The organism is Pseudomonas sp. WS 5411 (assembly GCF_012985595.1).
GTDB classification, from domain to species: Bacteria; Pseudomonadota; Gammaproteobacteria; order Pseudomonadales; family Pseudomonadaceae; genus Aquipseudomonas; species Aquipseudomonas shahriarae.
The window spans coordinates 306,792-330,549 of record NZ_JAARMC010000003.1 but is presented as its reverse complement, the minus strand read 5'-3'; the positions used below and the strand labels follow the sequence as shown (position 1 = coordinate 330,549).

Below are 23,758 nucleotides of genomic sequence, written 5' to 3'. Positions count from 1 at the left end.
AACGTGCCGTCAGGGTTTGAGCACCGAGTTCAGGACTTCAATCAGCTTGTCTTCTTCCACCGGCTTGGTCAGGTATGCCTTGGCCCCTTGGCGCGCGCCCCAGATCTTGTCGGTTTCCTGGTCCTTGGTGGTGACGATGATGATCGGGATACCGCTGGTTTCCGGCTCCTTGGACAATTGGCGCGTAGCCTGGAAGCCATTGAGGCCGGGCATGACGATATCCATCAAGACGGCGTCGGGCTTCTCCTGGCGGGCCAGGGCAACGCCATCGGCACCGTTTTCGGCCTTGAGGACCTGGTGACCGTGCTTTTCCAGCATGCCGGTCAGTTTGTACATTTCAGTCGGCGAATCGTCGACGATCAGAACGCGTGCCATGGTTTTCCCCACTACATTGGTTGACGCAAGCCCCGGGGGCTGGGTCAATGTGCTTGTTCTACTGCAGCGAAACCCGGCACATAGGCCTTGATCGCACTCAGCAGTTCTTCCTTGCTGAAAGGTTTGGTCAAAAATTGATCGACGCCGACGATGCGCCCCTTGGCTTTGTCGAACAGGCCGTCCCTGGACGAGAGCATGATCACCGGAATGGCCTTGAACGCCGGGTTGTTCTTGACCAGGGCGCAGGTCTGATAGCCATCCAGGCGCGGCATCATGATGTCGACAAAGATAATGTGCGGGTGGTGGTCAACGATCCTGGCCAGGGCATCAAAACCGTCGATGGCCGTGATGACTTCGCACCCCACGTTCTTCAACAGCGTTTCAGCGGTGCGGCGAATCGTTTTCGAATCGTCGATCACCATCACTTTCAAGGCGTTGGAATGCTGTTCCATATCTGCTCTACCATCGCCACAGCGAATCGGTTTTCGGTGTGTACTGCCGGGTGCGGCCTGGGACCAGCGCCAAAACCCTTGCCGTGCAAGGGCCGACACGCCATGGCAGCCTTTTTAGCACAGACTGGGAAGGCAATCTATCGGCCGACCGGCAAGGTGGTTTTTCCTTGACCCACAACAGCCGCAGCGCCACTCTGACGCCACTTTTATGCGCCCTTATTTGTTAGAGGAATTCCCCATGAGCGTTCGCGTCGGCATTGTCATGGACCCTATCGCCAGCATCTCCTATAAAAAGGATAGCTCGCTGGCCATGCTGCTCGCCGCCCAGGCCCGCGGCTGGACCCTGTTCTATATGGAGCAGCGCGACCTTTACCAGGGCGACGGCGAGGCGCGGGCGCGAATGCGCCCCTTGCAGGTGTTCGCCAACCCAGAGAAGTGGTTTGAGCTGCAAGACGAGATCGACAGCCCCCTGAGCGACCTGGACGTGATCCTGATGCGCAAGGATCCGCCGTTCGACATGGAGTTCGTCTACTCCACCTACCTGCTGGAGCAGGCCGAGCGCGCCGGCGTGCTGATCGTCAACAAGCCGCAGAGCCTGCGCGACTGCAACGAAAAGCTGTTCGCCACCCTGTTCCCGCAGTGCACGCCACCGACCGTGGTCAGCCGCCGCGCCGATGTATTGCGTGAATTTGCCGCCAAGCATGGCGATGTGATCCTCAAGCCGCTGGACGGCATGGGCGGCACCTCGATCTTCCGTCACCGCGCGGGCGACCCGAACCTGTCGGTGATCCTTGAGACCCTGACCGCCCTCGGCACCCAGCAGATCATGGGCCAGGCCTACCTGCCAGCGATCAAGGACGGCGACAAGCGCATCCTGATGATCGACGGCGAGCCGGTGGATTACTGCCTGGCACGCATCCCGGCGGCCGGCGAGACCCGTGGCAACCTCGCGGCCGGTGGTCGTGGCGAAGCCCGCCCGCTGAGCGACAAGGACCGCTGGATCGCCGCCCAGGTTGGCCCGACCCTGCGGGAAAAGGGCCTGCTGTTTGTAGGCCTTGACGTAATTGGCGAGCACCTGACCGAAATCAACGTGACCAGTCCCACCTGTATCCGCGAAATAGACAACGCGTTTGGCACCAATATCGGCGAAATGCTCATGGCAGCGATTGCCGACAAGCTACAAGCCAAGTGACATAGAACAGCCAGATGTAAACCAACATTGCGCTATCATGCGCCACCCGTGAGACGCGCGATGTTGGTTTTCCTGTTATGACGCTTCCGTCCGACCTGCCCCCCCAATTCACCCATAGCGGCGTACGCCCGGCTGATCGGCTCGGATTTACCCTGTTCCTGGCAGCGCTGATTCATTTGGCGTTGATCCTTGGCCTGGGCTTCACCTTCGTCGAACCCCAACAGATCAGCAAAACCCTGGAAATCACCCTCGCCACCTTCAAAAGTGAAAAAAAGCCCGAAAAGGCTGACTTCCTGGCCCAGGACAATCAGCAGGGCAGCGGCACCCTGGATAAAAAGGCAGTGCCCAAGACAACCGAAGTGGCGCCCTTCCAGGACAACAAGATCAATAAGGTCACCCCGCCTCCAGCGGCCAAGCCTGAGGTCAAGCAGGCCGCGCCCAAGGCCGCCGTCGCCACCGTTGCGCCAAAACCCCAGAAGGCCGTGACCCAGCGCGAAGCCGTGAAGACCGAGCCTACGCCAAGCAAACCCGCCCCCACATTTGACAGCTCGCAGCTTTCCAGCGAAATCTCCAGCCTGGAAGCCGAACTGGCCAACGAACAACAGCTGTACGCCAAGCGCCCGCGCATCTACCGGCTCAATGCCGCCTCCACCATGCGCGACAAAGGCGCCTGGTATAAGGACGAATGGCGCAAGAAGGTCGAGCGCATCGGCAACTTGAACTACCCGGACGAGGCCCGTCGCCAGCAGATCTACGGCAACTTGCGCCTGCTGGTGTCGATCAACCGCGACGGCTCCCTGTATGAAGTGCTGGTGCTGGAGTCCTCCGGCCAGCCATTGCTGGACCAGGCGGCGCAACGCATCGTGCGCCTGGCTGCACCGTTCGCCCCGTTTACCGGCGACCTGAACGATATCGACCGCCTGGAAATCATCCGCACCTGGCGTTTTGCCAAAGGCGACCGGCTTTCCAGCAACTGACCACTGCAAGCTCGCGCCTACACGGGAAACAAATCCGCTAACCGTATTCCTACACATCCCCAGCTTGTCAGTTCGCCCCTCCAACGCCACACTAGCGGACATGAAAAATGTCAGCCCGACTTACCTCAAGCACCAATTCCTGATCGCCATGCCCCATATGGCCGACCCGAACTTTGCGCACACCTTGACCTATATCGTCGAGCACACGGCCGATGGCGCCATGGGGCTGGTGGTCAACCGCCCGCAAAGCCTGAACCTGGCAGATATCCTTGAGCAACTGCGCCCGGAGATCGACCCGCCCGCCAGTTGCCAGGCAGTGCCGATCTATTTCGGCGGCCCGGTGCAGACGGACCGGGGTTTCGTGCTGCATCCCAGCGGCCCGACGTTCCAGGCCACTGTCGACCTGGAGGGCGTGTCCCTGTCCACCTCCCAGGACGTGCTGTTTGCCATCGCCGATGGCGTCGGCCCGCAGCAGAGCCTGATTACCCTGGGCTACGCGGGCTGGGAAGCCGGGCAACTGGAAGAAGAACTGGCCAACAATGCCTGGCTGACCTGCCCGTTCGATGCCGACATTCTGTTCAATACCGCCAGCGAACTGCGCCTGAATGCCGCGGCCAAGCAGTTGGGGGTCAACCTCAACCTGCTGACCAGCCAGGCGGGGCACGCCTGATGGCCTTGCGACTGATCCTCGGGTTTGACTACGGCACCAAGCAGATCGGCGTGGCCGTGGGCCAGGTCATCACCGGCCAGGCCCGCGAGCTGTGTACCTTGAAGGCGCAAAACGGCATTCCGGACTGGAATCAGGTCGAAGCCCTGATCAAGGAATGGAAGCCCGACGCGGTGGTGGTCGGCCTGCCGCTGAACATGGACGGCACCCCCAGCGACATGTGCCTGCGTGCCGAAAAGTTCGCCCGCCGCCTCAATGGCCGCTACAACCTGCCCTTCTATACCCACGATGAGCGCCTGACGACCTTCGAGGCCAAGGGTGAGCGCCGCGACCGTGGCGGGCAGAAAGGCAGCTACCGCGACAACCCGGTCGACGCCATTGCCGCCGCCTTGCTGTTGCAGGGCTGGCTGGATGAAAACACTGCTTTATTTGAATCCTGACTGACGCGGCTTGCCGCGTCTTCTTACGTTTGAGCCCGGACTTTGTCAGCGTCACGCTGGCCGAGCCCTTGAAGGAGCCACCATGAGCCTGCCCAATCCCGCCGAACTGATCAGCCAGATGGCGATTCGCCTCAAGGCCCATCTGCAACACCGCGCCATCAGCGAGCCGCGCTTCATCGGCATCCGCACCGGCGGTGTGTGGGTCGCCCAGGCGTTGCTGCAAGAGCTGGGCAATGACTCGCCCCTGGGCACCCTGGACGTGTCCTTCTACCGCGATGACTTCAGCCAGAACGGCCTGCACCCGCAAGTGCGCCCGTCAGCCCTGCCGTTCGAGATCGAAGGCCAGCACCTGGTGCTGATTGATGACGTGCTGATGAGCGGCCGCACCATCCGGGCCGCCATGAACGAGCTGTTCGACTACGGCCGCCCGGCCAGCATCACCCTGGTCTGCCTGCTCGACCTCGAGGCTGGCGAACTGCCGATCAGCCCGGATGTGGTGGGCGCGACCCTGTCGCTTTCAGCCCAGCAGCGGGTAAAATTGTCCGGTCCCACGCCGCTCGAACTCGAACTGCAAGACCTCGCCCTTTAAACCGCCTTGTAAAGAGTCCCCGCGATGACGCCTCTAGATGCCAAGCGCCCGCTGCAGCTCAACGCTCAGGGCCAGCTGCAACACTTCCTGTCCCTCGACGGCCTGCCCCGCGAATTGCTCACCGAAATCCTCGACACTGCCGACTCGTTCCTTGAAGTCGGCGGCCGAGCGGTGAAGAAAGTCCCGCTGCTGCGCGGCAAAACCATTTGCAACGTGTTCTTCGAGAACTCGACGCGCACCCGCACCACCTTCGAACTGGCGGCCCAGCGCCTGTCAGCCGACGTGATCACCCTGAACGTCTCCACCTCGTCGGCGAGCAAGGGCGAAACCCTGCTCGACACCCTGCGTAACCTGGAGGCCATGGCGGCCGACATGTTCGTGGTGCGTCATGGCGACTCGGGCGCGGCGCACTTTATCGCCGAGCACGTGTGCCCGCAGGTGGCGATCATCAACGGCGGCGATGGCCGCCACGCCCACCCGACCCAGGGCATGCTCGACATGCTTACCATCCGTCGGCACAAGGGTGGCTTTGAAAACCTCTCGGTGGCCATCGTCGGCGATATCCTGCATTCGCGGGTAGCGCGCTCGAACATGCTGGCCCTGAAAACCCTGGGCTGCCCGGATATCCGCGTGATTGCACCGAAAACCCTGCTGCCGGTAGGCATCGAACAATACGGGGTGAAGGTCTACACCGACATGGCCACGGGCCTGAAGGATGTGGACGTGGTGATCATGCTGCGCCTGCAACGCGAGCGCATGGCCGGTGGCCTGCTGCCCAGCGAAGGCGAGTTCTACCGCCTGTTCGGCCTGACCACCGCGCGCCTGGCCGGTGCCAAGCCGGATGCCATTGTCATGCACCCCGGCCCGATCAACCGCGGGGTGGAGATTGAGTCGGCGGTGGCCGACGGGCCGCACTCGGTGATTCTCAACCAGGTTACCTACGGCATCGCCGTACGCATGGCCGTGCTGTCCATGGCCATGAGCGGGCAAACCGCCCAACGTCAATTCGAGCAGGAGAACGCCCAGTGAAGCTCAGCATTCTCGGCGCCCGAGTCATCGATCCGGCCAGCGGCCTGGATCAAGTCACTGATCTGCACCTGGAAGCCGGCAAGATCATTGCCATTGGCGCCGCCCCCAGCGGTTTCAGCCCGGTTCAGAGCATCGACGCCAAAGGCCTGGTGGCTGCTCCCGGCCTGGTAGACCTGAACGTCGCCCTGCGCGAGCCGGGCTACAGCCGCAAAGGCAGCATCGCCAGCGAAACCCGCGCCGCCGCTGCCGGCGGTGTCACCAGCCTGTGCTGCCCGCCGCAGACCAAACCGGTGCTGGACACCTCGGCCGTGGCCGAGCTGATCCTCGACCGTGCCCGCGAAGCCGGCAATTGCAAAGTGTTCCCCATCGGCGCCCTGAGCAAAGGCCTGGATGGCGAACAACTGGCCGAGCTGATTGCCCTGCGCGACGCGGGTTGCGTGGCCTTCGGCAATGGCCTGGAAAGCTTCCGCAGCACCCGCACCCTGTGCCGTGCCCTGGAATATGCAGCCACCTTCGACCTGACGGTGATCTTCCACTCCCAGGACCACGACCTGGCTGAAGGCGGCCTGGCCCATGAAGGCCCTACCGCCAGCTTCCTCGGCCTGGCAGGCATCCCGGAAACCGCAGAAACCGTAGCCCTGGCCCGTGACCTGCTGCTGGTGGAACAAAGCGGGGTGCGTGCGCACTTCAGCCAACTGACCAGCGCCCGGGGCGTGGCCCTGATCGCCCAGGCCCAGGCCCGCGGCTTGCCGGTGACCGCCGATGTGGCGTTGTACCAGTTGATTCTGACCGATGAGGCGTTGATCGACTTCTCCAGCCTGTACCACGTGCAACCGCCACTGCGCACCCGCGCCGACCGCGACGGTTTGCGCGCAGCGGTGAAGTCCGGGGTGGTTTCGGCGATCTCCAGCCATCACCAACCCCACGAGCGGGATGCCAAGCTGGCCCCATTTGGCGCGACAGAGCCTGGGATCAGCAGCGTCGAGTTGCTGCTGCCGCTGGCGATGACCCTGGTGGAAGATGGGTTGCTGGACTTGCCAACGCTGCTGGCACGCCTGAGCTCAGGTCCGGCCCAAGCGCTGCGCCTGCCGGCGGGCAAGCTGGCGGTGGGTTCTGCGGCGGACCTGGTGCTGTTTGATCCGGCCAGCTCCACCGTGGCTGGCGAGCAGTGGCTGTCTCGGGGTGAAAACTGCCCATTCATCGGCCATAGCTTGCCGGCGACTGTGCGCTACACCCTGGTGGATGGACGGATCAGCTACCAGGCCTGATCCGCTCTAAAGTGGGCACGGTCAAAAATGTAGGAGCCAGCTTGTGTGGGAGCTGGCTTGCCTGCGATTGCATCACCTCAGTTCCACTGACATACCGAGGTGCCCGCATCGCAGGCAAGCCTGCTTCCACATTTGACCGTGCCCACATGAGCCTAGCCAGGCTTAGCGCCCGCCCAGCCGCTCGGCATTGCGGATCGAAACCTGCGTATTCAGCGTCCAGAAGTCATACAGCACGCCGACCAGGAACAAGCCGCCCGTTACCAGATACAACAGACCGGTGAGCCATTTGCCCTGATACATGCGGTGCAAGCCAAACACCCCAAGAAACGTCAGAAGAATCCAGGCCACGTTGTACTCGATCGGCCCGGCGGTAAAACGCAGGTCGGCTTCACGGTCCATCGCCGGGATCAGGAACAGGTCGATCAGCCAGCCAATACCCAGCAAACCAAAGGTGAAGAACCAGATCGTCCCGGTCACCGGCTTGCCGTAGTAAAAGCGGTGTGCCCCGGTAAAACCGAAGATCCAGAGCAGGTAACCGATCACCTTGCTATGGGTGTCCTGTTGCGAAACATCCTGTCGATAGGTGTTCATGAATGACCTCTTTAGCCTCGATAGATAAATATTTCTGGTTTCTTTGTGACTTTTTTACAGGCACCCGACGTACGGCAAATGTTATCGTCGCTTCCCTCAAAGCCTTATACCGCCTGACTTGTGTAGGACAATTGCGACAGTTCGTCGCGGTTTTCCTGATTTTGACGTCAAGGTTCAGTCGACAGACGGCCTGAGAAAGACACTAAAAGCTGTTATAAAGTTGCGCGCAAACCAACAAGAGCCTGCCTTATGCGACCATTTTTAAAGACATGGCTAACCATTTGCCTATTGATGCCACTGGCCGCCCACGCCACCAATCGTGAGCAACGACTTCCGAACGTTAATGGTTTTACCCCTAAAGTTCACGCCACTACCACCTCCGCCAAATCGGCAAAGCTCACCGTCAAGCGCCCGACTCAGCTGAGCAAGGCCAACGTTAAAGCAGTTCCGGGCCTGGTAGCGAGCAATAACCAGCAAAGCAGCAAAGTCTTGAGCCGTGCCGTCAACGTGCTCGGTACCCCTTATCGTTGGGGCGGCAGTAGCCCAAGTAAAGGCTTTGATTGCAGCGGCCTGGTGAAATACGCCTTCAATGATGTGGCTGCAGTGGATTTGCCACGCACCTCCAACGCCATGGCCAGCGGCCACGGGCAGAAGGTCGATCGCAAGGATCTGAAGCCCGGCGACCTGTTGTTCTTCAAGCTCAAGAGCCGCCAGGTCAACCATGTTGCCATCTACCTGGGCAACGACCGCTTTATCCACGCACCGCGCCGTGGCAAGTCGGTCAGCATCGACACCCTGAAAAAGCCGTTCTGGAACAAGAACTACGTGATTGCCAAGCGCGTGCTGCCCAAAGAGCAGAACAACCTGCGGATTGTGCAGCGCTGACAGTAAATGCAAATGTGAATGCTGGCTTGTGTGGGAGCTGGCTTGCCTGCGATAGCATCACCTCAGTGTGACTGACACACCGAGTTGCCTGCATCGCAGGCAAGCCAGCTCCCACATCCTATATATCTGCGGGCACCCTCGCCTGCTCCCGGGCCTCTTCAAGCCTGACCAGTCCCTGACTGACCAACCCCTTCAAGCTCATATCCAACGTCTTCATCCCCAGCGCCCCGCCCGTCTGAATCGCCGAATACAACTGCGCCACCTTGTCCTCACGGATCAGGTTGCGGATCGCCGGTGTACCGAGCATGATTTCATGGGCCGCCACGCGCCCGCCGCCGACTTTCTTCAGCAACACCTGGGACACCACCGCCTGCAGCGATTCCGAGAGCATCGAGCGGACCATGGCCTTTTCCCCCGCCGGAAACACATCCACCAGCCGATCCACGGTTTTCGCCGCCGAACTGGTGTGCAGGGTGCCAAACACCAAGTGCCCGGTTTCCGCCGCCGTCAGGGCCAGGCGGATGGTTTCCAGGTCGCGCAACTCGCCAACCAGGATCACATCCGGGTCTTCGCGCAACGCCGAACGCAGGGCCGTCGAGAAACTGTGGGTGTCGCGGTGCACCTGGCGTTGGCTGATCAACGCTTTACGCGGTTCGTGGACAAACTCGATAGGGTCTTCAAGGGTCAGGATGTGCTGCTGACGGGTGCTGTTGAGGTAATCGACCATCGCCGCCAGGGTGGTGGACTTGCCCGAGCCCGTGGCACCGGTCACCAGCACCAGCCCTCTGGGCAATTCGGCGATGCGCCGGAATATGTCCCCCAGCCCCAGGGCTTCCAGGCTCTGGACCCGAGAGGGGATCGCACGGAACACCGCCCCCAGCCCCCGGTGCTGGCAGAACACGTTGGCGCGAAAGCGCGCGACGCCAGGCAAATCGAAGGAAAAATCCGTTTCAAGAGATGTTTCGAAATCCTTTTGCTGGTGTTTATGGAGGATCGGGCTGAGCAAGTCCGCTACTTGCGTAGCACTCAGCACCGGCCAATCCAGTGGCAGTACCTCGCCATCGACGCGCATCCTCGGCGCCAAGCCTGCCGACAGATGCAGGTCGGAGGCGCCCTGGCTGACGCTTGCGGCCAGCAGTTCAGTGATGTCCATAGGGCTATCCATTTCCAGTAGAATGCCGCGGACTCCATATCCGCGGGCGCAACTTTAATGTCGACCATAGCAGACAATATCGGCCTGGTTACCGAGCGGATCCGTGCCGCGGCCAAGGCCGTGCAACGCGATGAAACCAGCGTGCACTTGCTGGCCGTGAGCAAGACCAAACCCGCGCAAGCCGTGCGCGAAGCCTACGCCGCCGGGATGCGCGACTTCGGCGAGAACTACTTGCAGGAAGCCCTGGGCAAACAGGCCGATTTAACCGATCTGCCCTTGAGTTGGCACTTCATCGGCCCCATTCAATCGAACAAGACGCGCGCTATCGCCGAGAATTTCGCTTGGGTGCATTCCGTGGACCGCCTGAAAATTGCCCAACGCCTGTCCGAACAACGCCCGGCCGACCTGCCGCCGCTCAATATCTGCATTCAGGTCAATGTCAGTGGCGAAGCCAGCAAGTCCGGCTGTACACCTGCCGACCTGCCAGCGCTGGCCGAGGCGATCCAGGCCCTGCCCCGCTTGAAGCTGCGTGGCCTGATGGCGATCCCCGAGCCCACCGACGACCGGGCACAGCAAGATGCGGCGTTTGCCGCTGTGCGTGACTTGCAAGTGAGCCTGGACCTGGGGCTCGACACACTTTCCATGGGTATGAGCCATGACCTTGAGTCGGCCATTGCCCAAGGGGCCACCTGGGTGCGGATCGGTACCGCGCTGTTTGGTGCCCGCGACTACGGCCAGCCATGAAATGGCTGACTTCCATCTGAGTAAGGACCTGTCATGAGCAGCACGCGTATAGCCTTTATCGGCGCCGGTAACATGGCGGCCAGCCTGATCGGTGGCCTGCGGGCCAAGGGCCTGCAAGCCTCGCAGATTCGCGCCAGCGATCCGGGCGCCGAGACCCGTGCCCGGGTGAGCGCAGAACACGGTATCGAAACCTTCGCCGACAACGCCGAAGCCATCCAGGGCGTCGACGTGATCGTACTGGCGGTCAAGCCACAGGCCATGAAAGCCGTGTGCGAAGCCTTGCGCCCAAGCCTGGCGCCGCAGCAACTGGTGGTGTCGATTGCCGCTGGTATCAACTGCGCCAGCATGAACAACTGGCTCGGCGCCCAGCCCATCGTGCGCTGCATGCCCAACACCCCATCGCTGCTGCGCCAGGGTGTCAGCGGCCTGTACGCCACCGCCCAAGTGAGCGCCGCCCAGCGTGAGCAGGCCCAGGAGCTATTGTCGGCCGTGGGTGTGGCCCTGTGGCTGGAAGAAGAGCAGCAACTGGACGCCGTCACCGCTGTGTCCGGCAGTGGCCCGGCATATTTCTTCCTGCTGGTCGAAGCCATGACTGCCGCCGGCGTGAAGCTGGGCCTGCCACGGGAAATCGCTGAGCAACTGACCCAGCAAACCGCCCTCGGCGCCGCACATATGGTGGTCTCCAGCGATGTGGATGCGGCCGAATTGCGCCGTCGCGTGACCTCGCCCAATGGCACCACACAGGCGGCCATCGAATCATTCCAGGCCGGGGGCTTTGAAGCCCTGGTCGAAAAAGCACTGGGTGCCGCCGCGCACCGCTCGGCTGAACTTGCCGAACAACTGGGTCAATAAGGAGCCAATATGATTGGTTTGAACACCGCTGCCGTCTATGTACTGCAAACCCTCGGCAGCCTTTACCTGCTGATCGTGCTGTTGCGCTTTGTCCTGCAACTGGTACGCGCCAACTTCTACAACCCGCTCTGCCAATTCGCCGTGAAGGCCACCCAGCCGCTGCTCAAGCCGCTGCGTCGGGTAATCCCGAGCCTGTTCGGCCTGGACATGTCGTCGCTGGTACTGGCGATCCTGGTGCAACTGGCGCTGATGGCCCTGACGCTGCTGCTGACCTACGGCACCATGGGCAACTTCCTGCAACTGCTGGTCTGGGCCCTGATCGGCGTGACCGCGCTGTTCCTGAAGATTTTCTTCTTTGCACTGATCATCAGCGTGATCCTGTCCTGGGTCGCACCGGGCAGCCATAACCCTGGCGCCGAACTGGTCAACCAGATCTGCGAACCGGCCCTGGCGCCATTCCGCAAGATCCTGCCGAACCTCGGCGGCCTGGATATCTCGCCGATCCTCGCGTTCATGGTGCTCAAGCTCCTGGACATGCTGGTGATCAACAACCTGGCGGCAATGACCATGATGCCGGACATCCTGCGCTTGCTGATCTGACGACTGTTTGCGGGCTGCGCAGGACAACATGTGGGGGCAGGCAAGCCCCCACATTTTTGTAACTGTGTCTTGAAGTGAATCCATGCAGGCCTTCGCTTGCCGCTAGGCCCCCCGCTCTTTAGACTTACGCCTCATTTAAACGAGAGCAGGGTCGATGCCAACTGCCTTTCCCCCCGATTCTGTTGGACTGGTCGTGCCCCAAGTGGCGCACTTCAGCGAACCCCTGGCCCTGGCCTGTGGGCGGTCGCTGCCGGCCTATGACCTGATCTATGAAACCTACGGTGCGTTGAACGCCACGGCCAGCAATGCCGTGCTGATCTGCCACGCCCTGTCGGGCCATCATCACGCCGCCGGCTACCACAGCGCCGACGAGCGCAAGCCCGGCTGGTGGGACAGCTGCATCGGCCCTGGCAAACCCATCGACACCAACAAGTTCTTTGTGGTCAGCCTGAACAACCTCGGCGGCTGCAACGGTTCCACCGGCCCCAGCAGCCTCAACCCGGAAACCGGCAAGCCGTTTGGCGCCGACTTCCCGGTACTGACCGTGGAAGACTGGGTGCACAGCCAGGCACGCTTGGCCGACCTGCTGGGCATCCAGCAATGGGCAGCGGTGATCGGCGGCAGCCTGGGCGGCATGCAGGCCCTGCAATGGACCATTACCTACCCCGACCGCGTGCGCCATTGCCTGGCCATCGCCTCGGCCCCGAAGTTGTCGGCACAGAACATCGCCTTCAACGAAGTGGCGCGCCAGGCGATCCTCACCGACCCCGAGTTCCACGGCGGTTCATTCCAGGAAGCCGGGGTGATCCCCAAGCGCGGCTTGATGCTGGCGCGGATGGTCGGACATATCACCTACCTGTCGGATGACTCCATGGGCGAAAAATTCGGCCGTGGGCTCAAGAGCGAGAAGCTCAACTACGACTTCCACAGCGTCGAATTCCAGGTCGAAAGCTACCTGCGTTACCAGGGCGAGGAGTTTTCCGGGCGTTTCGACGCCAATACCTACCTGCTGATGACCAAGGCCCTGGACTACTTCGACCCGGCGGCAAACTTTGATGACGACCTGGCGAAGACCTTCGAAGGCGCCACGGCCAAGTTCTGCGTGATGTCGTTCACCACCGACTGGCGCTTCTCGCCGGCCCGTTCGCGGGAGCTGGTAGATGCGCTGATGGCTGCGCGCAAAGACGTCTGCTACCTGGAGATCGACGCACCGCAGGGCCACGATGCCTTCCTGATCCCGATCCCGCGCTATCTGCAGGCCTTCAGCAATTACATGAACCGCATAACTTTGTGAGAACGCCATGAGAGCCGACCTGGAAATCATCCAAGACTGGATCCCCGCCGGCAGCCGCGTGCTCGACCTGGGTTGCGGCGATGGCGAACTGCTGAGCTGGCTGCGCGACAACAAGCAAGTCACCGGCTATGGCCTGGAAAACGACCCGGACAACATCGCCCAGTGCGTGGCCAAGGGCATCAACGTAATCGAGCAGGACCTGGACAAGGGCCTGGGCAACTTTGCCAGCAACAGCTTCGATATCGTGGTGATGACCCAGGCCCTGCAGGCTGTGCATTACCCGGACCGGATCCTCGACGAAATGTTGCGCGTCGGCCGCCAGTGCATCATCACCTTCCCCAACTTCGGCCACTGGCGCTGCCGCTGGTACCTGGCCACCAAGGGCCGGATGCCGGTATCGGACTTCCTGCCGTACACCTGGTACAACACGCCCAATATTCACTTCTGCACCTTCGAGGACTTCGAGGCGCTGTGCAGCGGGCGCGAAGCCAAGGTGATCAACCGCCTTGCCGTCGATCAACAGCATCGCCACGGCTGGGCAAGTAAGCTATGGCCTAATCTTTTAGGTGAAATCGGGATTTATCGGGTCAGCAGTCCTGGCCTGACCGATCATCAGATTGCCGTCTAACCATTTTCGAGGAGGACGATCATGAGTCGCCTGGCTATTTTTCTACTCACCGCCTGCCTGGGCGCCAGCGCCATGGCTGCCGGCCCTATCGACAGCAATCGGCAGAAGGCGTTTGGTGATATCACCGTGCACTACAGCACCTTCACCTCCAGCTTCCTGCAACCCGAGACGGCCCAGGCCGTGGGCGTGGTGCGCAGCAAGAACAAGGGCATGATCAATGTCTCGGTGATCAAGGGCGTGGAGCCCGTGGCGGCCCAAGTGACCGGCACGATCAAGGACTTGACCGGCAAGAGTGAAATGCTGACCTTCAAGCAAATCACCGAAAAAGGCGCTATCTACTACCTCGCCCCCTACTCGGTGCCGCAGCAGGAATTCCGCACCTTTACCATCAATGTTGAAACCGGCGGCAAAGCCCACGGCTTCAGTTTCACCCAAGAACTGTTCCCGGCCGAATAATGAACCTGACACAACTCGTACTGGCCAGCCATAACGCCGGCAAACTCAAGGAACTCCAGGCCATGCTCGGCGAATCGGTGCAATTGCGCTCGATTGGCGAGTTCAGCCAGGTGGAGCCGGAGGAAACCGGCCTGTCGTTCGTCGAGAACGCCATCCTCAAGGCCCGCAATGCCGCGCGCATTTCCGGGCTGCCGGCACTGGCCGACGACTCCGGCCTGGCCGTGGACTTCCTCGGCGGCGCCCCCGGCATCTATTCGGCGCGCTATGCCGACGGCAAAGGCGACGCGGCGAACAACGCAAAGCTGCTGGACGCCCTCAAGGACGTGCCGGACGCGATGCGCGGCGCGCAGTTTGTCTGTGTGCTGGCCCTGGTGCGACATGCCGACGACCCGCTGCCGATTCTCTGCGAAGGCTTGTGGCACGGGCGCATCCTGCACGCGGCCAGCGGCGAGCACGGGTTTGGCTATGACCCGCTGTTCTGGGTGCCGGAGCGCAATGTGTCCAGCGCCGAACTGAGCCCCGCCGACAAGAACCAGATCAGCCACCGCGCCCGCGCAATGGATTTGCTGCGCCAGCGTCTGGGCTTGAAATGACCCAGAACACCTCCGCGCAGCCCCTGATCCTCGGTGGCGCGCAAACACCTCGGGCGGCCCTGCCAGTACTGCCGCCCCTGGCGCTGTACATCCACATCCCGTGGTGCGTGCGTAAATGCCCCTATTGCGACTTCAACTCCCACACCGCCAGCAAGGTGCTGCCGGAAGAAGAGTATGTCGACGCGTTGCTGGCGGACCTGGATCAGGACCTGCACGCGGTGTATGGCCGCGAGCTGAGTTCGATCTTCTTTGGCGGCGGCACGCCAAGCCTGTTCAGTGCTGCGGCGCTGGGCCGGTTGCTGGAGGGCGTGGAGCAACGTATCCCGTTTGCCCGCGACATCGAGATCACTCTGGAAGCCAACCCCGGTACCTTCGAGCAAGAGAAGTTCGTCGCCTACCGCAAGCTGGGGATCAATCGCCTGTCGATTGGCATCCAGAGCTTCCAGCAGGACAAGCTCAAGGCCCTGGGCCGCATCCACAACGGCGACGAAGCCGTACGCGCCGCCGGCATGGCACGCCAGGCCGGCTTCGATAACTTCAACCTGGACCTGATGCACGGTTTGCCCGACCAATCCCTGGACGACGCCCTGGGCGACCTGCGCCAGGCGATTGCGCTCAAGCCGACCCATCTGTCGTGGTACCAACTGACCCTGGAACCCAACACTGTGTTCTGGAACCAGCCGCCGACGCTGCCGGAAGACGACACCCTGTGGGATATCCAGGAAGCCGGCCAGGCCCTGCTCGCCAAACACGGCTACGCGCAATATGAAGTCTCGGCCTACGCCCAGCCGGGCCGGCCCGCGCGGCATAACCTCAATTACTGGAGTTTTGGCGACTTTATCGGCATCGGCGCCGGCGCCCACGGCAAGCTCAGCCATCCAGACGGGCGCATCGTGCGCACCTGGAAGACCCGCGCACCGAAGGACTACCTCAACCCGGCAAAAACCTTCCAGGCCGGGTCGAAAGAGCTGAGCAATGAAGAGTTGCCCTTTGAGTTCCTGATGAACGCCCTGCGCCTGACCGAGGGCGTCGAAGCCAGGCTGTATGCCGAGCGCACCGGCCTGGACTTGGCCAGCCTGGAACAAGCCCGCAGGGATGCCGAACAAAGTGGCTTATTGCAGGTCGAACCGTCACGCCTGGCGGCCACGGACCGTGGGCAACTCTTTCTCAATGACCTGCTGCAGAAGTTTTTGAGCTGATCGCTCTAAGGAAATCGAATGGATCTGGTACTCGACCTGCTCGCCACCGTATCCCGCTGGAGCCGTAGCAACCTGTCGGAAATCTCCCTGGCGCTGGTAGGCTGCCTGTTGGTGCTATTCGGCGCCGATATCAAGGGTTGGGTCGAAGCACGCCTGGGCAACATCGCCGGCGCCTTGCGCGTACCGTTGATGGCCCTGCTGTGCATGATCGGCAGCGGTGCTGCGCTGATCTACGCCACACCCTGGATTGTGCGGGGGTTGAGCCAGTTCAATAACTACAGCCTGGCACCGGTGCTGTTGGTGGTGCTGGTGTTGATTGGCGTGGTTGCCGACCGCCGCTGACTCAAAGCCCACCACAAAACAACTGTGGGAGCTGGCTTGCCTGCGATGCAAGCACCTCGGTGTATCAGTGACACCGAAGTGATGCTATCGCCGGCAAGCCAGCTCCCACAGTTAATCGCATTTCAGCTTGCTAGCTGATTACGCCAGCTTTTCGAACTTCAAATCCCAAACCCCATGCCCCAATCGCTCGCCACGGCGTTCGAACTTGGTGATCGGACGCTCGGCCGGGCGTGGTACGCACTGACCATCTTCGGCCAGGTTGCGGTAGCCAGGGGCGACGTTCATCACTTCCAGCATGTACTCCGCATACGGTTCCCAATCGGTGGCCATGTGCAGGATGCCGCCGACCTTGAGTTTGCTGCGCACCAGCTCCGCGAAGGACGCCTGGACGATACGGCGCTTGTGGTGACGGCTCTTGTGCCATGGATCCGGGAAAAACAGCATCAGGCGGTCGAGGCTGTTATCGGCGATGCAGCGGTTGAGCACTTCGATCGCGTCGCAGTCATAGACCCGCAGGTTTTTCAGGCCCTGGGTCAGCACGCCGTTGAGCAGTGCGCCTACGCCCGGACGGTGCACTTCCACACCGATAAAGTCTTGCTCGGGCGACGCTGCAGCCATTTCCAGCAGGGAATGGCCCATGCCGAAGCCGATCTCCAGGGAGCGCGGGGCAGAACGGCCAAACACCTGGTCAAAGTCCACCGGCGCGTCAGCCAGGGGCAGGACGAACAGCGGCGCGCCCTGGTCGAGGCCCTTTTGCTGGCCTTCGGTCATGCGCCCGGCACGCATCACAAAACTCTTGATGCGGCGGTGCTTGGACTCGTCGCCTTCTTCCACGGGGTTCGGCGTTTCGTTTGATTCAGTCATCAATGGCTCTTACTTGATCAGACCATCCAGCGGCGAGGAGGCGCTGGCGTAAAGTTTTTTCGGCATACGCCCGGCGAGGTACGCCAGGCGGCCGGCGACAATCGCGTGTTTCATGGCTTCGGCCATCATGATCGGCTGTTGTGCGTTGGCGATGGCCGAGTTCATCAGCACCGCTTCGCAGCCCAGCTCCATGGCAATGGTGGCATCGGACGCGGTACCGACGCCGGCATCCACCAGCACCGGGATCTTGGCTTCTTCGAGGATGATCTGCAGGTTGTACGGGTTGCAGATCCCCAGGCCAGTGCCGATCAGGCCGGCCAGTGGCATCACCGCGATGCAGCCGATCTCGGCCAGTTGGCGGGCGATGATCGGGTCATCGCTGGTGTAGACCATCACGTCGAAACCTTCCTTGACCAGGGTTTCGGCGGCCTTGAGGGTTTCGATCACGTTGGGGAACAGGGTTTTCTGGTCCGCCAGCACTTCCAGCTTCACCAGGTTGTGGCCGTCGAGCAGCTCACGGGCCAGGCGGCAGGTGCGCACGGCTTCGATGGCGTCGTAGCAACCGGCAGTGTTCGGCAGGATGGTGTAGCGATCCGGCGGCAGGATATCCAGCAGGTTCGGTTCGCCCGGGTTCTGGCCGATATTGGTGCGGCGCACGGCCACTGTCACGATTTCGGCGCCCGAGGCTTCGATAGCCAGGCGGGTTTCTTCCATGTCGCGGTACTTGCCGGTGCCTACCAACAAACGCGACTGGTAAGTACGACCGGCCAGGACGAAGGGCTTGTCGCTACGAACGATGCTCATGGGAAATCCTCGAGTTGGGGTGAGGTTCTGCAGAATTCGGGTAGTTGCCCCGGGCCTAGCCGCCGCCGATGGCGTGGACCACTTCGACCTGGTCGCCTTCGGTGAGGGCGGTTTCGGTGTGCTGGCTACGCGGGACGATATCCTGGTTGAGCTCCACTGCGACGCGACGTCCGGTCAGTTCCAGACGGGTCAGCAGGGCCGCGACGGTTTCACCGTCGGGCAGTTCATAGGATTCGCCGTTCAATTGAATGCGCATGCCACGGGCCGCCATCGTTTTTAGGGGCCAGCATTCTAGCCTGATCGTGACCTGAAGGTCAGCTACAAGCGTCAGGCGGTCAGTTGCAGGCGCCAGGCGGCGAGCCCCAGGCACAGCCAGCCAATCAGGAACGCCAGGCCGCCAAACGGCGTGATGATTCCCAGTTTGCCGATGCCGATGGTGGTCAACAGGTACAGGCTGCCGGAGAACAACAGGATACCGATGCTGAACGACACTCCGGCCCACAGCACCAGCCGCCCAGGCATATGCGCGGCGAGCAAGGCCACGCCAAACAACGCCAGGGCGTGCACCAACTGGTAGGTCACACCGGTGTGGAAAATCGCCAGGTACTCAGCACTCAGGCTCTTTTTCAGGCCATGGGCGGCAAATGCGCCGAGGGCAACACCGGTAAAACCGAAAAAAGCAGCCAGCATCAGAAAGCCACGCAACATGAGGAACTCCAGTCAGACTCATTGGGCAGGGTCTGTATAATGGCCCGCTCAACGGGTTCGGCCAAGCCATCTCTATGCTGCGTGTCCTCTTCAGTCGTTTTCTCAAAGTCGTGAAATGGTTTGTCATCGGCAGTGTTTTGCTGGTGCTGCTGTTTCGTGTCGTCCCGCCGCCGTTCACCGCACTGATGGTCGAGCGCAAGATCGAATCCTGGATCGACAGCGAGCCCATTGACCTGCAACGGACCTGGGTGCCGTGGGATGAGATCTCCGATGACCTGAAAGTCGCGGTGATGGCCGGCGAGGACCAGCGCTTCCCGCAGCATTGGGGCTTTGACTTTGGTGCGATCCAGGCCGCTTTGCTGCATAACGAGCGCGGTGGTTCGATTCGCGGTGCCAGTACGCTGAGCCAGCAGGTATCGAAGAACCTGTTCCTGTGGGCCGGCCGCAGTTACTTGCGCAAGGGCCTGGAAGCCTGGTTTACCGGGTTGATCGAGATCCTGTGGCCCAAGCAGCGGATCCTTGAGGTGTACCTCAACAGTGTGGAGTGGGATGAAGGGGTGTTTGGCGCAGAGGCGGCGGCGCGGCATCATTTTGGCGTGGGTGCCAAGGGGCTTTCGCGGCAGCAGGCCAGCTATCTGGCCGCTGTACTGCCTAATCCACGGGTGTGGAGTGCCAGCCATCCGACGGCGTATGTGGCGCGGCGGGCGGCTTGGATTCGTCAGCAGATGGGGCAGTTGGGTGGTACCGGCTATTTGAATGAGCTGAACAGTACGCGGCAGGCGCCGTGGGCCAACTGACACCACCCAATAGGGCTGGCTGACCCACCGCGATCGCAGGCCAGCCAGCGCCTACACCCTGGACCGCGTAAGGCTTGAGGTTTTTCGGGCACGAACAAAAATGCCCCGATCTTTCGATCGGGGCATTTTTTTGGTCGTTCGCAGCGTGTTAGGCGGCGATCGACAGTTTCAGCTTATTCATCGCGCTCTTCTCAAGCTGACGAATACGCTCGGCCGACACGTTGTACTTCTGCGCCAGGTCGTGCAGCGTGGCTTTTTCTTCTGCCAGCCAGCGCTGGTAGAGGATGTCACGGCTGCGGTCGTCCAGCACTTCCAGCGCTTCGTGCAGGTTGTGGTTGGAGTTGTCGCTCCAATCGGCATCTTCCAGTTGACGCGCCGGGTCGTACCGGTGGTCTTCCAGGTAGTTGGCCGGCGATTGGAAAGCGCTGTCGTCGTCCGCTTCGGCGGCCGGGTCGAAGGCCATGTCATGGCCGGTCAGGCGACTTTCCATCTCGCGCACTTCCCGAGGCTCCACACCGAGGCTTTCCGCCACACGGTGGACTTCCTCGTTGTTCAGCCACGCCAGGCGTTTCTTCTGGCTGCGCAGGTTGAAGAACAGCTTGCGCTGGGCCTTGGTGGTCGCCACTTTCACGATGCGCCAGTTGCGCAGGATGAACTCGTGGATTTCCGCCTTGATCCAGTGCACAGCGAACGACACCAGGCGCACACCCATTTCCGGGTTGAAGCGTTTTACAGCCTTCATCAGGCCGACGTTGCCTTCCTGGATCAGGTCAGCCTGGGCCAGGCCGTAGCCGCTATAGCTACGGGCGATATGTACGACAAAACGCAGGTGGGCGAGCACCATCTGCCGAGCCGCCCCCAAATCCTGCTCATAGTAGAGACTCTCGGCCAGTTCACGCTCCTGCTCAGGCGTCAGCAATGGAATGCTGTTGACCGTGTGCACATAAGCCTCCAGGTTCGCACCCGGGACCAGAGCATAAGCAGGTTGCAAAGAAGTGGTCATACGAAAAAACCTCCGACTCACATAACTCGTGCAGTTCAGCACTGCGAAAATTGACCGGGAACCGTAGGACAAGTTCCCTAAACCACTGATACGGTCAATACAAACGAAACCACATTAATCTGACATTAACTACTTCGGCGCCAGCTCACGTAGATGCCGTGCGACCGCAATCCAAGCACCGATATACCCCAACAACACCGCGCCAAGCAAGAGTGATAGACCATCGGCCGCAGGTACGCCAGCCAGGGCAAAGTCACTGCCATACAATCCGGCCAGGCCGACTACCGCGTCGTTCAGCCAATCCAGGCCAAACGCCAGGACGCCCCAGGACAGAATCCCCGCACCGAAGCCATAAAGCGCGCCCATATATAGAAAAGGACGACGCACATAGCTGTCTGTGCCGCCGACCAGTTTAATCACTTCTATCTCGGTGCGGCGGTTTTCAATATGAAGACGAATGGTATTGCCTATCACCAAAAGTAATGCAGAAACCAGCAACACCGTCAGGCCGAAGACAAACCGGTCGCCCAGCTTGAGAATCGCCGCCAGACGCTCGACCCACACTAAATCAAGCTGCGCCTGTTGCACCCTGGGCAGTTCAGCCAATTTTTGTCTTAATGCTTCAAGGGCCGTCTTGTCGATTTCATTGGGCGTGACCAGCACAACCCCCGGCAGCGGGTTCTGCGGCAGCTCCTTGAGCGCCTCACCCAGGCCGGACTGTTGCTGGAACTCTTCCAGCGCCTGGTCGCGACTGATGTACTCGGCATCCGCCACACCCGGCAGGTTCTTGATCTGCTCGCGCAGGGCCTCGCCTTCAGTGGCGCTGGCATCCAGTTGCAGGTACAGGGAAATCTGCGCCGCGCGCTGCCAGGAACCGCCCAGGCGCTCGACATTATTCAGCAGCAACGACAAACCCATCGGCAGGCTCAACGCCACGGCCATCACCAGGCAGGTGAAGAAGCTGCCAATCGGCTGCTTGCCCAGGCGGCGCAGGCTGTCCACCAGGCTGGCGCGATGGCTTTCGATCCAGGCGTGCAGCAAGGTGCTGAAGTCAGGACCGTCATCATCGTCGCGTTTCTTTTTCTGCGGTTGCGGGTCGGCGGCTTTCGGCGCCACGCGCTCGGAAACTTTAGGGCTGCGTGTGGCACTCATACGCCAGCCTCCCCGTCACCGATCAGGCGCCCGCGCTGCAGGGTCAACATGCGATGGCGCATACGCGCGATCAATGCCAGGTCGTGACTGGCAATCAGCACACTGGTGCCCAGGCGGTTGATGTCTTCAAAGACACCCATGATCTCCGCCGCCAGGCGCGGGTCGAGGTTACCGGTGGGTTCGTCCGCCAGCAGCAAGGCCGGGCGATGGACGATGGCGCGGGCAATGCCGACGCGCTGTTGCTGGCCGGTGGACAGGTCGCCGGGGTACAGGTCGGTCTTGTCCGACAGCGCCACACGCTCCAGGGCCGAATCCACACGTTTGACGATCTCGGCCTTGGACAGCCCGAGGATCTGCAATGGCAGGGCGATGTTATTGAACACCGTGCGATCGAACAGCAACTGGTGGTTCTGGAACACCACGCCGATCTGCCGGCGCAGGAACGGGATCTGCGCATTGCTGATGGTGGCCAGATCCTGGCCTGCCAGCAGCAGTTTGCCGGTGGTCGGGCGCTCCATGGCCAGCAGCAGGCGCAGCAACGTACTTTTGCCGGCCCCGGAATGACCGGTGACAAACAAGAACTCGCCACGGCGCACCCGGAAACTCAGCTCATGCAAGCCGACATGCCCATTGGCGTAGCGCTTGCCCACCTGTTCAAAACGAATCATGAACGCTCCCGCTCGGCAAACAGTGCCTGGACAAAGGGTTCGGCCTCAAACGTGCGCAGGTCATCAATACCTTCGCCTACACCGATATAACGAATCGGAAGCCCGAATTGTTTAGCCAGGGCGAAAATCACCCCACCCTTGGCCGTGCCATCGAGCTTAGTCAACGCCAGGCCAGTCAGTTGGACTGTCTGGTTGAATTGCTTGGCCTGGCTGATGGCGTTCTGCCCAGTACCGGCGTCCAGCACCAACAGCACCTCGTGCGGCGCGTCGGCGTCGAGCTTGCCCATCACCCGGCGGACTTTCTTCAACTCTTCCATCAAGTTGTCTTTGGTATGCAGGCGACCGGCGGTATCGGCAATCAGTACGTCGATGTTGCGGGCCTTGGCGGCCTGCACGGCGTCGAAGATCACCGAGGCAGAATCGGCGCCGGTGTGCTGGGCGATCACCGGGATCTTGTTGCGCTCGCCCCACACCTGCAATTGCTCTACGGCGGCGGCGCGGAAGGTGTCACCGGCGGCGAGCATGACTTTCTTGCCTTCCAGTTGCAGCTTCTTCGCCAGCTTGCCGATGGTGGTGGTCTTGCCGGCGCCATTGACGCCGACCACCAGAATCACAAAGGGTTTTTTCTCGGTAATCACCAGCGGCGCTTCCACCGGCTTGAGCATGGCAGCCAGTTCGGCTTGCAATGATTTGTAAAGCGCGTCGGCGTCGGTGAGCTGCTTGCGCGCCACCTTCTGGGTCAGGCTCTGGATGATCACGGCAGTGGCTTCGACGCCCACGTCAGCGGTCAGCAGGCGGGTCTCGATATCTTCGAGCAACTCGTCATCAATGATCTTCTTGCCCAGGAACAGGCTGGCCATGCCTTCGCCGATGCTCGCGCTGGTCTTGCTCAGGCCTTGCTTGAGGCGGGCGAAGAAGCCGGTCTTACTGGTTTCAGCAGGCGCAGCGACGGGTTCGGCAACCACCGCAACGGGCTCGGCAACCACTGGCTCGACCACCAACGGCGCCGGCTCAACGACAACGGGCTGGGGCTCGACGGCGACCTGGACCGGCTCCACCACCACAGGGATCGGCGGCGTCACATGTTCGGCCTGCACATCCTCGACCAACGCAACAGGCTCTTCAGCCACCGGCAATGGCGGCCACGGCTTATGCTCTGGCTCTGGCTCTGGCGCAGCCTCCACCTCCGGCTGCAAGACCGGCTCGGCGATAGGCAGCACCACCGGCGCTGGCGTCTCGACGACAGGCTCGGCCACGGGCTCAATCGCCGGTTCCGCTTGCAGAACAGGCTCAGGCACCGGCTCAGGTTGGACTTGCGGCTGTTCGACGACGGTTTCCTGCGGCTTTTTGCGCAGCCATCCGAACAGGCCTTTTTTCTCGCCAGCCGCAGCTGGGCTCTTCTTGTCGTCGTTGGAACCAAACATGGAGGACGGCTA

30 protein-coding genes are annotated in these 23,758 nt (G+C 61.4%); 18 read left to right on the top strand and 12 right to left on the bottom strand.

Going from position 1 to position 23,758, the window contains the following annotated elements; translation table 11 throughout:
• Positions 1-9: 9 nt before the first annotated feature.
• Both pilH and pilG read right to left on the bottom strand, forming a co-directional pair.
• Entirely contained in the window at positions 10-375 is a 366-nt protein-coding gene (gene pilH / locus HBR93_RS08175; protein ID WP_057440367.1) for a twitching motility response regulator PilH, read from the bottom strand.
• A gap of 44 nt (positions 376-419) precedes the next feature.
• On the bottom strand, positions 420-827 hold the full coding sequence (pilG, locus tag HBR93_RS08170) for a twitching motility response regulator PilG (protein ID WP_032858786.1): 408 nt from the start codon (positions 825-827) through the stop codon (positions 420-422).
• A 238-nt stretch (positions 828-1,065) separates the two neighbouring features.
• Here pilG and gshB point away from each other — a divergent pair, with 238 nt between their 5' ends.
• The 7 genes from gshB to HBR93_RS08135 all read left to right on the top strand — a co-directional run bounded on the left by gshB (position 1,066) and on the right by HBR93_RS08135 (position 6,989).
• Positions 1,066-2,019 (top strand): glutathione synthase, encoded by a 954-nt coding sequence (gene gshB / locus HBR93_RS08165; protein ID WP_029300457.1) that lies wholly within the window; start codon positions 1,066-1,068, stop codon positions 2,017-2,019.
• A 77-nt stretch (positions 2,020-2,096) separates the two neighbouring features.
• Positions 2,097-2,996: an energy transducer TonB gene (locus tag HBR93_RS08160; RefSeq protein WP_115129202.1), complete on the top strand. Its 900-nt coding sequence runs from the start codon at positions 2,097-2,099 to the stop codon at positions 2,994-2,996.
• Between the two features lie 100 nt (positions 2,997-3,096).
• A complete protein-coding gene (locus HBR93_RS08155) occupies positions 3,097-3,666 on the top strand; it encodes a YqgE/AlgH family protein (protein ID WP_057440369.1) in 570 nt (189 codons plus the stop codon).
• The gene (ruvX, locus tag HBR93_RS08150) at positions 3,666-4,103 is read left to right on the top strand and encodes a Holliday junction resolvase RuvX (protein ID WP_005792259.1); all 438 of its coding nucleotides are present in this window, start codon (positions 3,666-3,668) and stop codon (positions 4,101-4,103) included. Before HBR93_RS08155 ends, ruvX begins: the two co-directional genes overlap by 1 nt.
• Positions 4,104-4,185: 82 nt before the next feature.
• Positions 4,186-4,692, top strand: a complete 507-nt coding sequence (pyrR, locus tag HBR93_RS08145; RefSeq protein ID WP_169960108.1) for a bifunctional pyr operon transcriptional regulator/uracil phosphoribosyltransferase PyrR — start codon at positions 4,186-4,188, stop codon at positions 4,690-4,692.
• Positions 4,693-4,716: 24 nt separating this feature from the next.
• Positions 4,717-5,721, top strand: a complete 1,005-nt coding sequence (locus tag HBR93_RS08140; RefSeq protein ID WP_057440370.1) for an aspartate carbamoyltransferase catalytic subunit — start codon at positions 4,717-4,719, stop codon at positions 5,719-5,721.
• Complete coding sequence (locus tag HBR93_RS08135) at positions 5,718-6,989, top strand: dihydroorotase (RefSeq protein WP_057440371.1); 1,272 nt, start codon at positions 5,718-5,720, stop codon at positions 6,987-6,989. The genes HBR93_RS08140 and HBR93_RS08135 overlap by 4 nt, the downstream gene beginning before the upstream one ends.
• Positions 6,990-7,151: 162 nt before the next feature.
• Here HBR93_RS08135 and HBR93_RS08130 read toward each other — a convergent pair whose 3' ends face one another.
• A complete protein-coding gene (locus HBR93_RS08130; protein WP_057440372.1) occupies positions 7,152-7,580 on the bottom strand; it encodes a TM2 domain-containing protein in 429 nt (142 codons plus the stop codon).
• Between the two features lie 249 nt (positions 7,581-7,829).
• Here HBR93_RS08130 and HBR93_RS08125 point away from each other — a divergent pair, with 249 nt between their 5' ends.
• Positions 7,830-8,465, top strand: coding sequence for a C40 family peptidase (locus tag HBR93_RS08125; protein WP_057440373.1), 636 nt, complete (start codon positions 7,830-7,832; stop codon positions 8,463-8,465).
• Positions 8,466-8,583: 118 nt separating this feature from the next.
• Here HBR93_RS08125 and HBR93_RS08120 read toward each other — a convergent pair whose 3' ends face one another.
• Complete coding sequence (locus HBR93_RS08120; RefSeq protein ID WP_057960884.1) at positions 8,584-9,618, bottom strand: type IV pilus twitching motility protein PilT; 1,035 nt, start codon at positions 9,616-9,618, stop codon at positions 8,584-8,586.
• Positions 9,619-9,675: 57 nt separating this feature from the next.
• Between HBR93_RS08120 and HBR93_RS08115 the strand changes: the two genes are divergently transcribed.
• The 9 genes from HBR93_RS08115 (at position 9,676) to HBR93_RS08075 (ending at position 16,326) form a co-directional block, all read left to right on the top strand.
• Positions 9,676-10,362 carry a YggS family pyridoxal phosphate-dependent enzyme gene (locus HBR93_RS08115; RefSeq protein WP_169960107.1) on the top strand — a complete coding sequence of 229 codons (687 nt, stop codon included), beginning with the start codon at positions 9,676-9,678 and terminating at the stop codon, positions 10,360-10,362.
• Between the two features lie 33 nt (positions 10,363-10,395).
• Positions 10,396-11,214 carry a pyrroline-5-carboxylate reductase gene (gene proC, locus HBR93_RS08110; RefSeq protein WP_057440375.1) on the top strand — a complete coding sequence of 273 codons (819 nt, stop codon included), beginning with the start codon at positions 10,396-10,398 and terminating at the stop codon, positions 11,212-11,214.
• Positions 11,215-11,223: 9 nt separating this feature from the next.
• Positions 11,224-11,814 carry a YggT family protein gene (locus HBR93_RS08105; RefSeq protein ID WP_057440376.1) on the top strand — a complete coding sequence of 197 codons (591 nt, stop codon included), beginning with the start codon at positions 11,224-11,226 and terminating at the stop codon, positions 11,812-11,814.
• Between the two features lie 154 nt (positions 11,815-11,968).
• Positions 11,969-13,108: a homoserine O-acetyltransferase gene (locus HBR93_RS08100; RefSeq protein ID WP_057440377.1), complete on the top strand. Its 1,140-nt coding sequence runs from the start codon at positions 11,969-11,971 to the stop codon at positions 13,106-13,108.
• 7 nt (positions 13,109-13,115) lie between these two features.
• Positions 13,116-13,736, top strand: coding sequence for a methionine biosynthesis protein MetW (gene metW / locus HBR93_RS08095; protein ID WP_029300485.1), 621 nt, complete (start codon positions 13,116-13,118; stop codon positions 13,734-13,736).
• Between the two features lie 21 nt (positions 13,737-13,757).
• Positions 13,758-14,192 (top strand): DUF4426 domain-containing protein, encoded by a 435-nt coding sequence (locus HBR93_RS08090; RefSeq protein WP_029300487.1) that lies wholly within the window; start codon positions 13,758-13,760, stop codon positions 14,190-14,192.
• Positions 14,189-14,785, top strand: a complete 597-nt coding sequence (gene rdgB, locus HBR93_RS08085) for an RdgB/HAM1 family non-canonical purine NTP pyrophosphatase (protein ID WP_027606096.1) — start codon at positions 14,189-14,191, stop codon at positions 14,783-14,785. Before HBR93_RS08090 ends, rdgB begins: the two co-directional genes overlap by 4 nt.
• A complete protein-coding gene (gene hemW, locus HBR93_RS08080; protein WP_262377270.1) occupies positions 14,782-15,984 on the top strand; it encodes a radical SAM family heme chaperone HemW in 1,203 nt (400 codons plus the stop codon). The genes rdgB and hemW overlap by 4 nt, the downstream gene beginning before the upstream one ends.
• An 18-nt stretch (positions 15,985-16,002) precedes the next feature.
• A complete protein-coding gene (locus tag HBR93_RS08075) occupies positions 16,003-16,326 on the top strand; it encodes a DUF3392 domain-containing protein (protein WP_029300493.1) in 324 nt (107 codons plus the stop codon).
• 138 nt (positions 16,327-16,464) lie between these two features.
• Here the strand turns inward: HBR93_RS08075 and trmB are convergent, their stop codons facing one another.
• The 4 genes from trmB to HBR93_RS08055 all read right to left on the bottom strand — a co-directional run bounded on the left by trmB (position 16,465) and on the right by HBR93_RS08055 (position 18,702).
• Positions 16,465-17,190 (bottom strand): tRNA (guanosine(46)-N7)-methyltransferase TrmB, encoded by a 726-nt coding sequence (trmB, locus tag HBR93_RS08070; RefSeq protein ID WP_057440379.1) that lies wholly within the window; start codon positions 17,188-17,190, stop codon positions 16,465-16,467.
• A 9-nt stretch (positions 17,191-17,199) separates the two neighbouring features.
• The gene (locus HBR93_RS08065) at positions 17,200-17,994 is read right to left on the bottom strand and encodes a thiazole synthase (RefSeq protein WP_017845016.1); all 795 of its coding nucleotides are present in this window, start codon (positions 17,992-17,994) and stop codon (positions 17,200-17,202) included.
• A gap of 55 nt (positions 17,995-18,049) precedes the next feature.
• On the bottom strand, positions 18,050-18,250 hold the full coding sequence (gene thiS, locus HBR93_RS08060; protein ID WP_162947777.1) for a sulfur carrier protein ThiS: 201 nt from the start codon (positions 18,248-18,250) through the stop codon (positions 18,050-18,052).
• 71 nt (positions 18,251-18,321) lie between these two features.
• Entirely contained in the window at positions 18,322-18,702 is a 381-nt protein-coding gene (locus HBR93_RS08055) for a DUF423 domain-containing protein (RefSeq protein ID WP_057440381.1), read from the bottom strand.
• Positions 18,703-18,776: 74 nt separating this feature from the next.
• Here HBR93_RS08055 and mtgA point away from each other — a divergent pair, with 74 nt between their 5' ends.
• Positions 18,777-19,499: a monofunctional biosynthetic peptidoglycan transglycosylase gene (gene mtgA, locus HBR93_RS08050; RefSeq protein WP_057440382.1), complete on the top strand. Its 723-nt coding sequence runs from the start codon at positions 18,777-18,779 to the stop codon at positions 19,497-19,499.
• A 148-nt stretch (positions 19,500-19,647) separates the two neighbouring features.
• Here the strand turns inward: mtgA and rpoH are convergent, their stop codons facing one another.
• The 4 genes from rpoH to ftsY all read right to left on the bottom strand — a co-directional run bounded on the left by rpoH (position 19,648) and on the right by ftsY (position 23,746).
• Positions 19,648-20,502 (bottom strand): RNA polymerase sigma factor RpoH, encoded by an 855-nt coding sequence (gene rpoH, locus HBR93_RS08045; RefSeq protein ID WP_003176698.1) that lies wholly within the window; start codon positions 20,500-20,502, stop codon positions 19,648-19,650.
• A 129-nt stretch (positions 20,503-20,631) separates the two neighbouring features.
• Complete coding sequence (gene ftsX, locus HBR93_RS08040) at positions 20,632-21,654, bottom strand: permease-like cell division protein FtsX (protein WP_169960106.1); 1,023 nt, start codon at positions 21,652-21,654, stop codon at positions 20,632-20,634.
• Complete coding sequence (ftsE, locus tag HBR93_RS08035) at positions 21,651-22,322, bottom strand: cell division ATP-binding protein FtsE (protein ID WP_003213784.1); 672 nt, start codon at positions 22,320-22,322, stop codon at positions 21,651-21,653. The genes ftsX and ftsE overlap by 4 nt, the downstream gene beginning before the upstream one ends.
• Positions 22,319-23,746, bottom strand: a complete 1,428-nt coding sequence (gene ftsY / locus HBR93_RS08030) for a signal recognition particle-docking protein FtsY (protein ID WP_169960105.1) — start codon at positions 23,744-23,746, stop codon at positions 22,319-22,321. The genes ftsE and ftsY overlap by 4 nt, the downstream gene beginning before the upstream one ends.
• Positions 23,747-23,758: the final 12 nt, after the last annotated feature.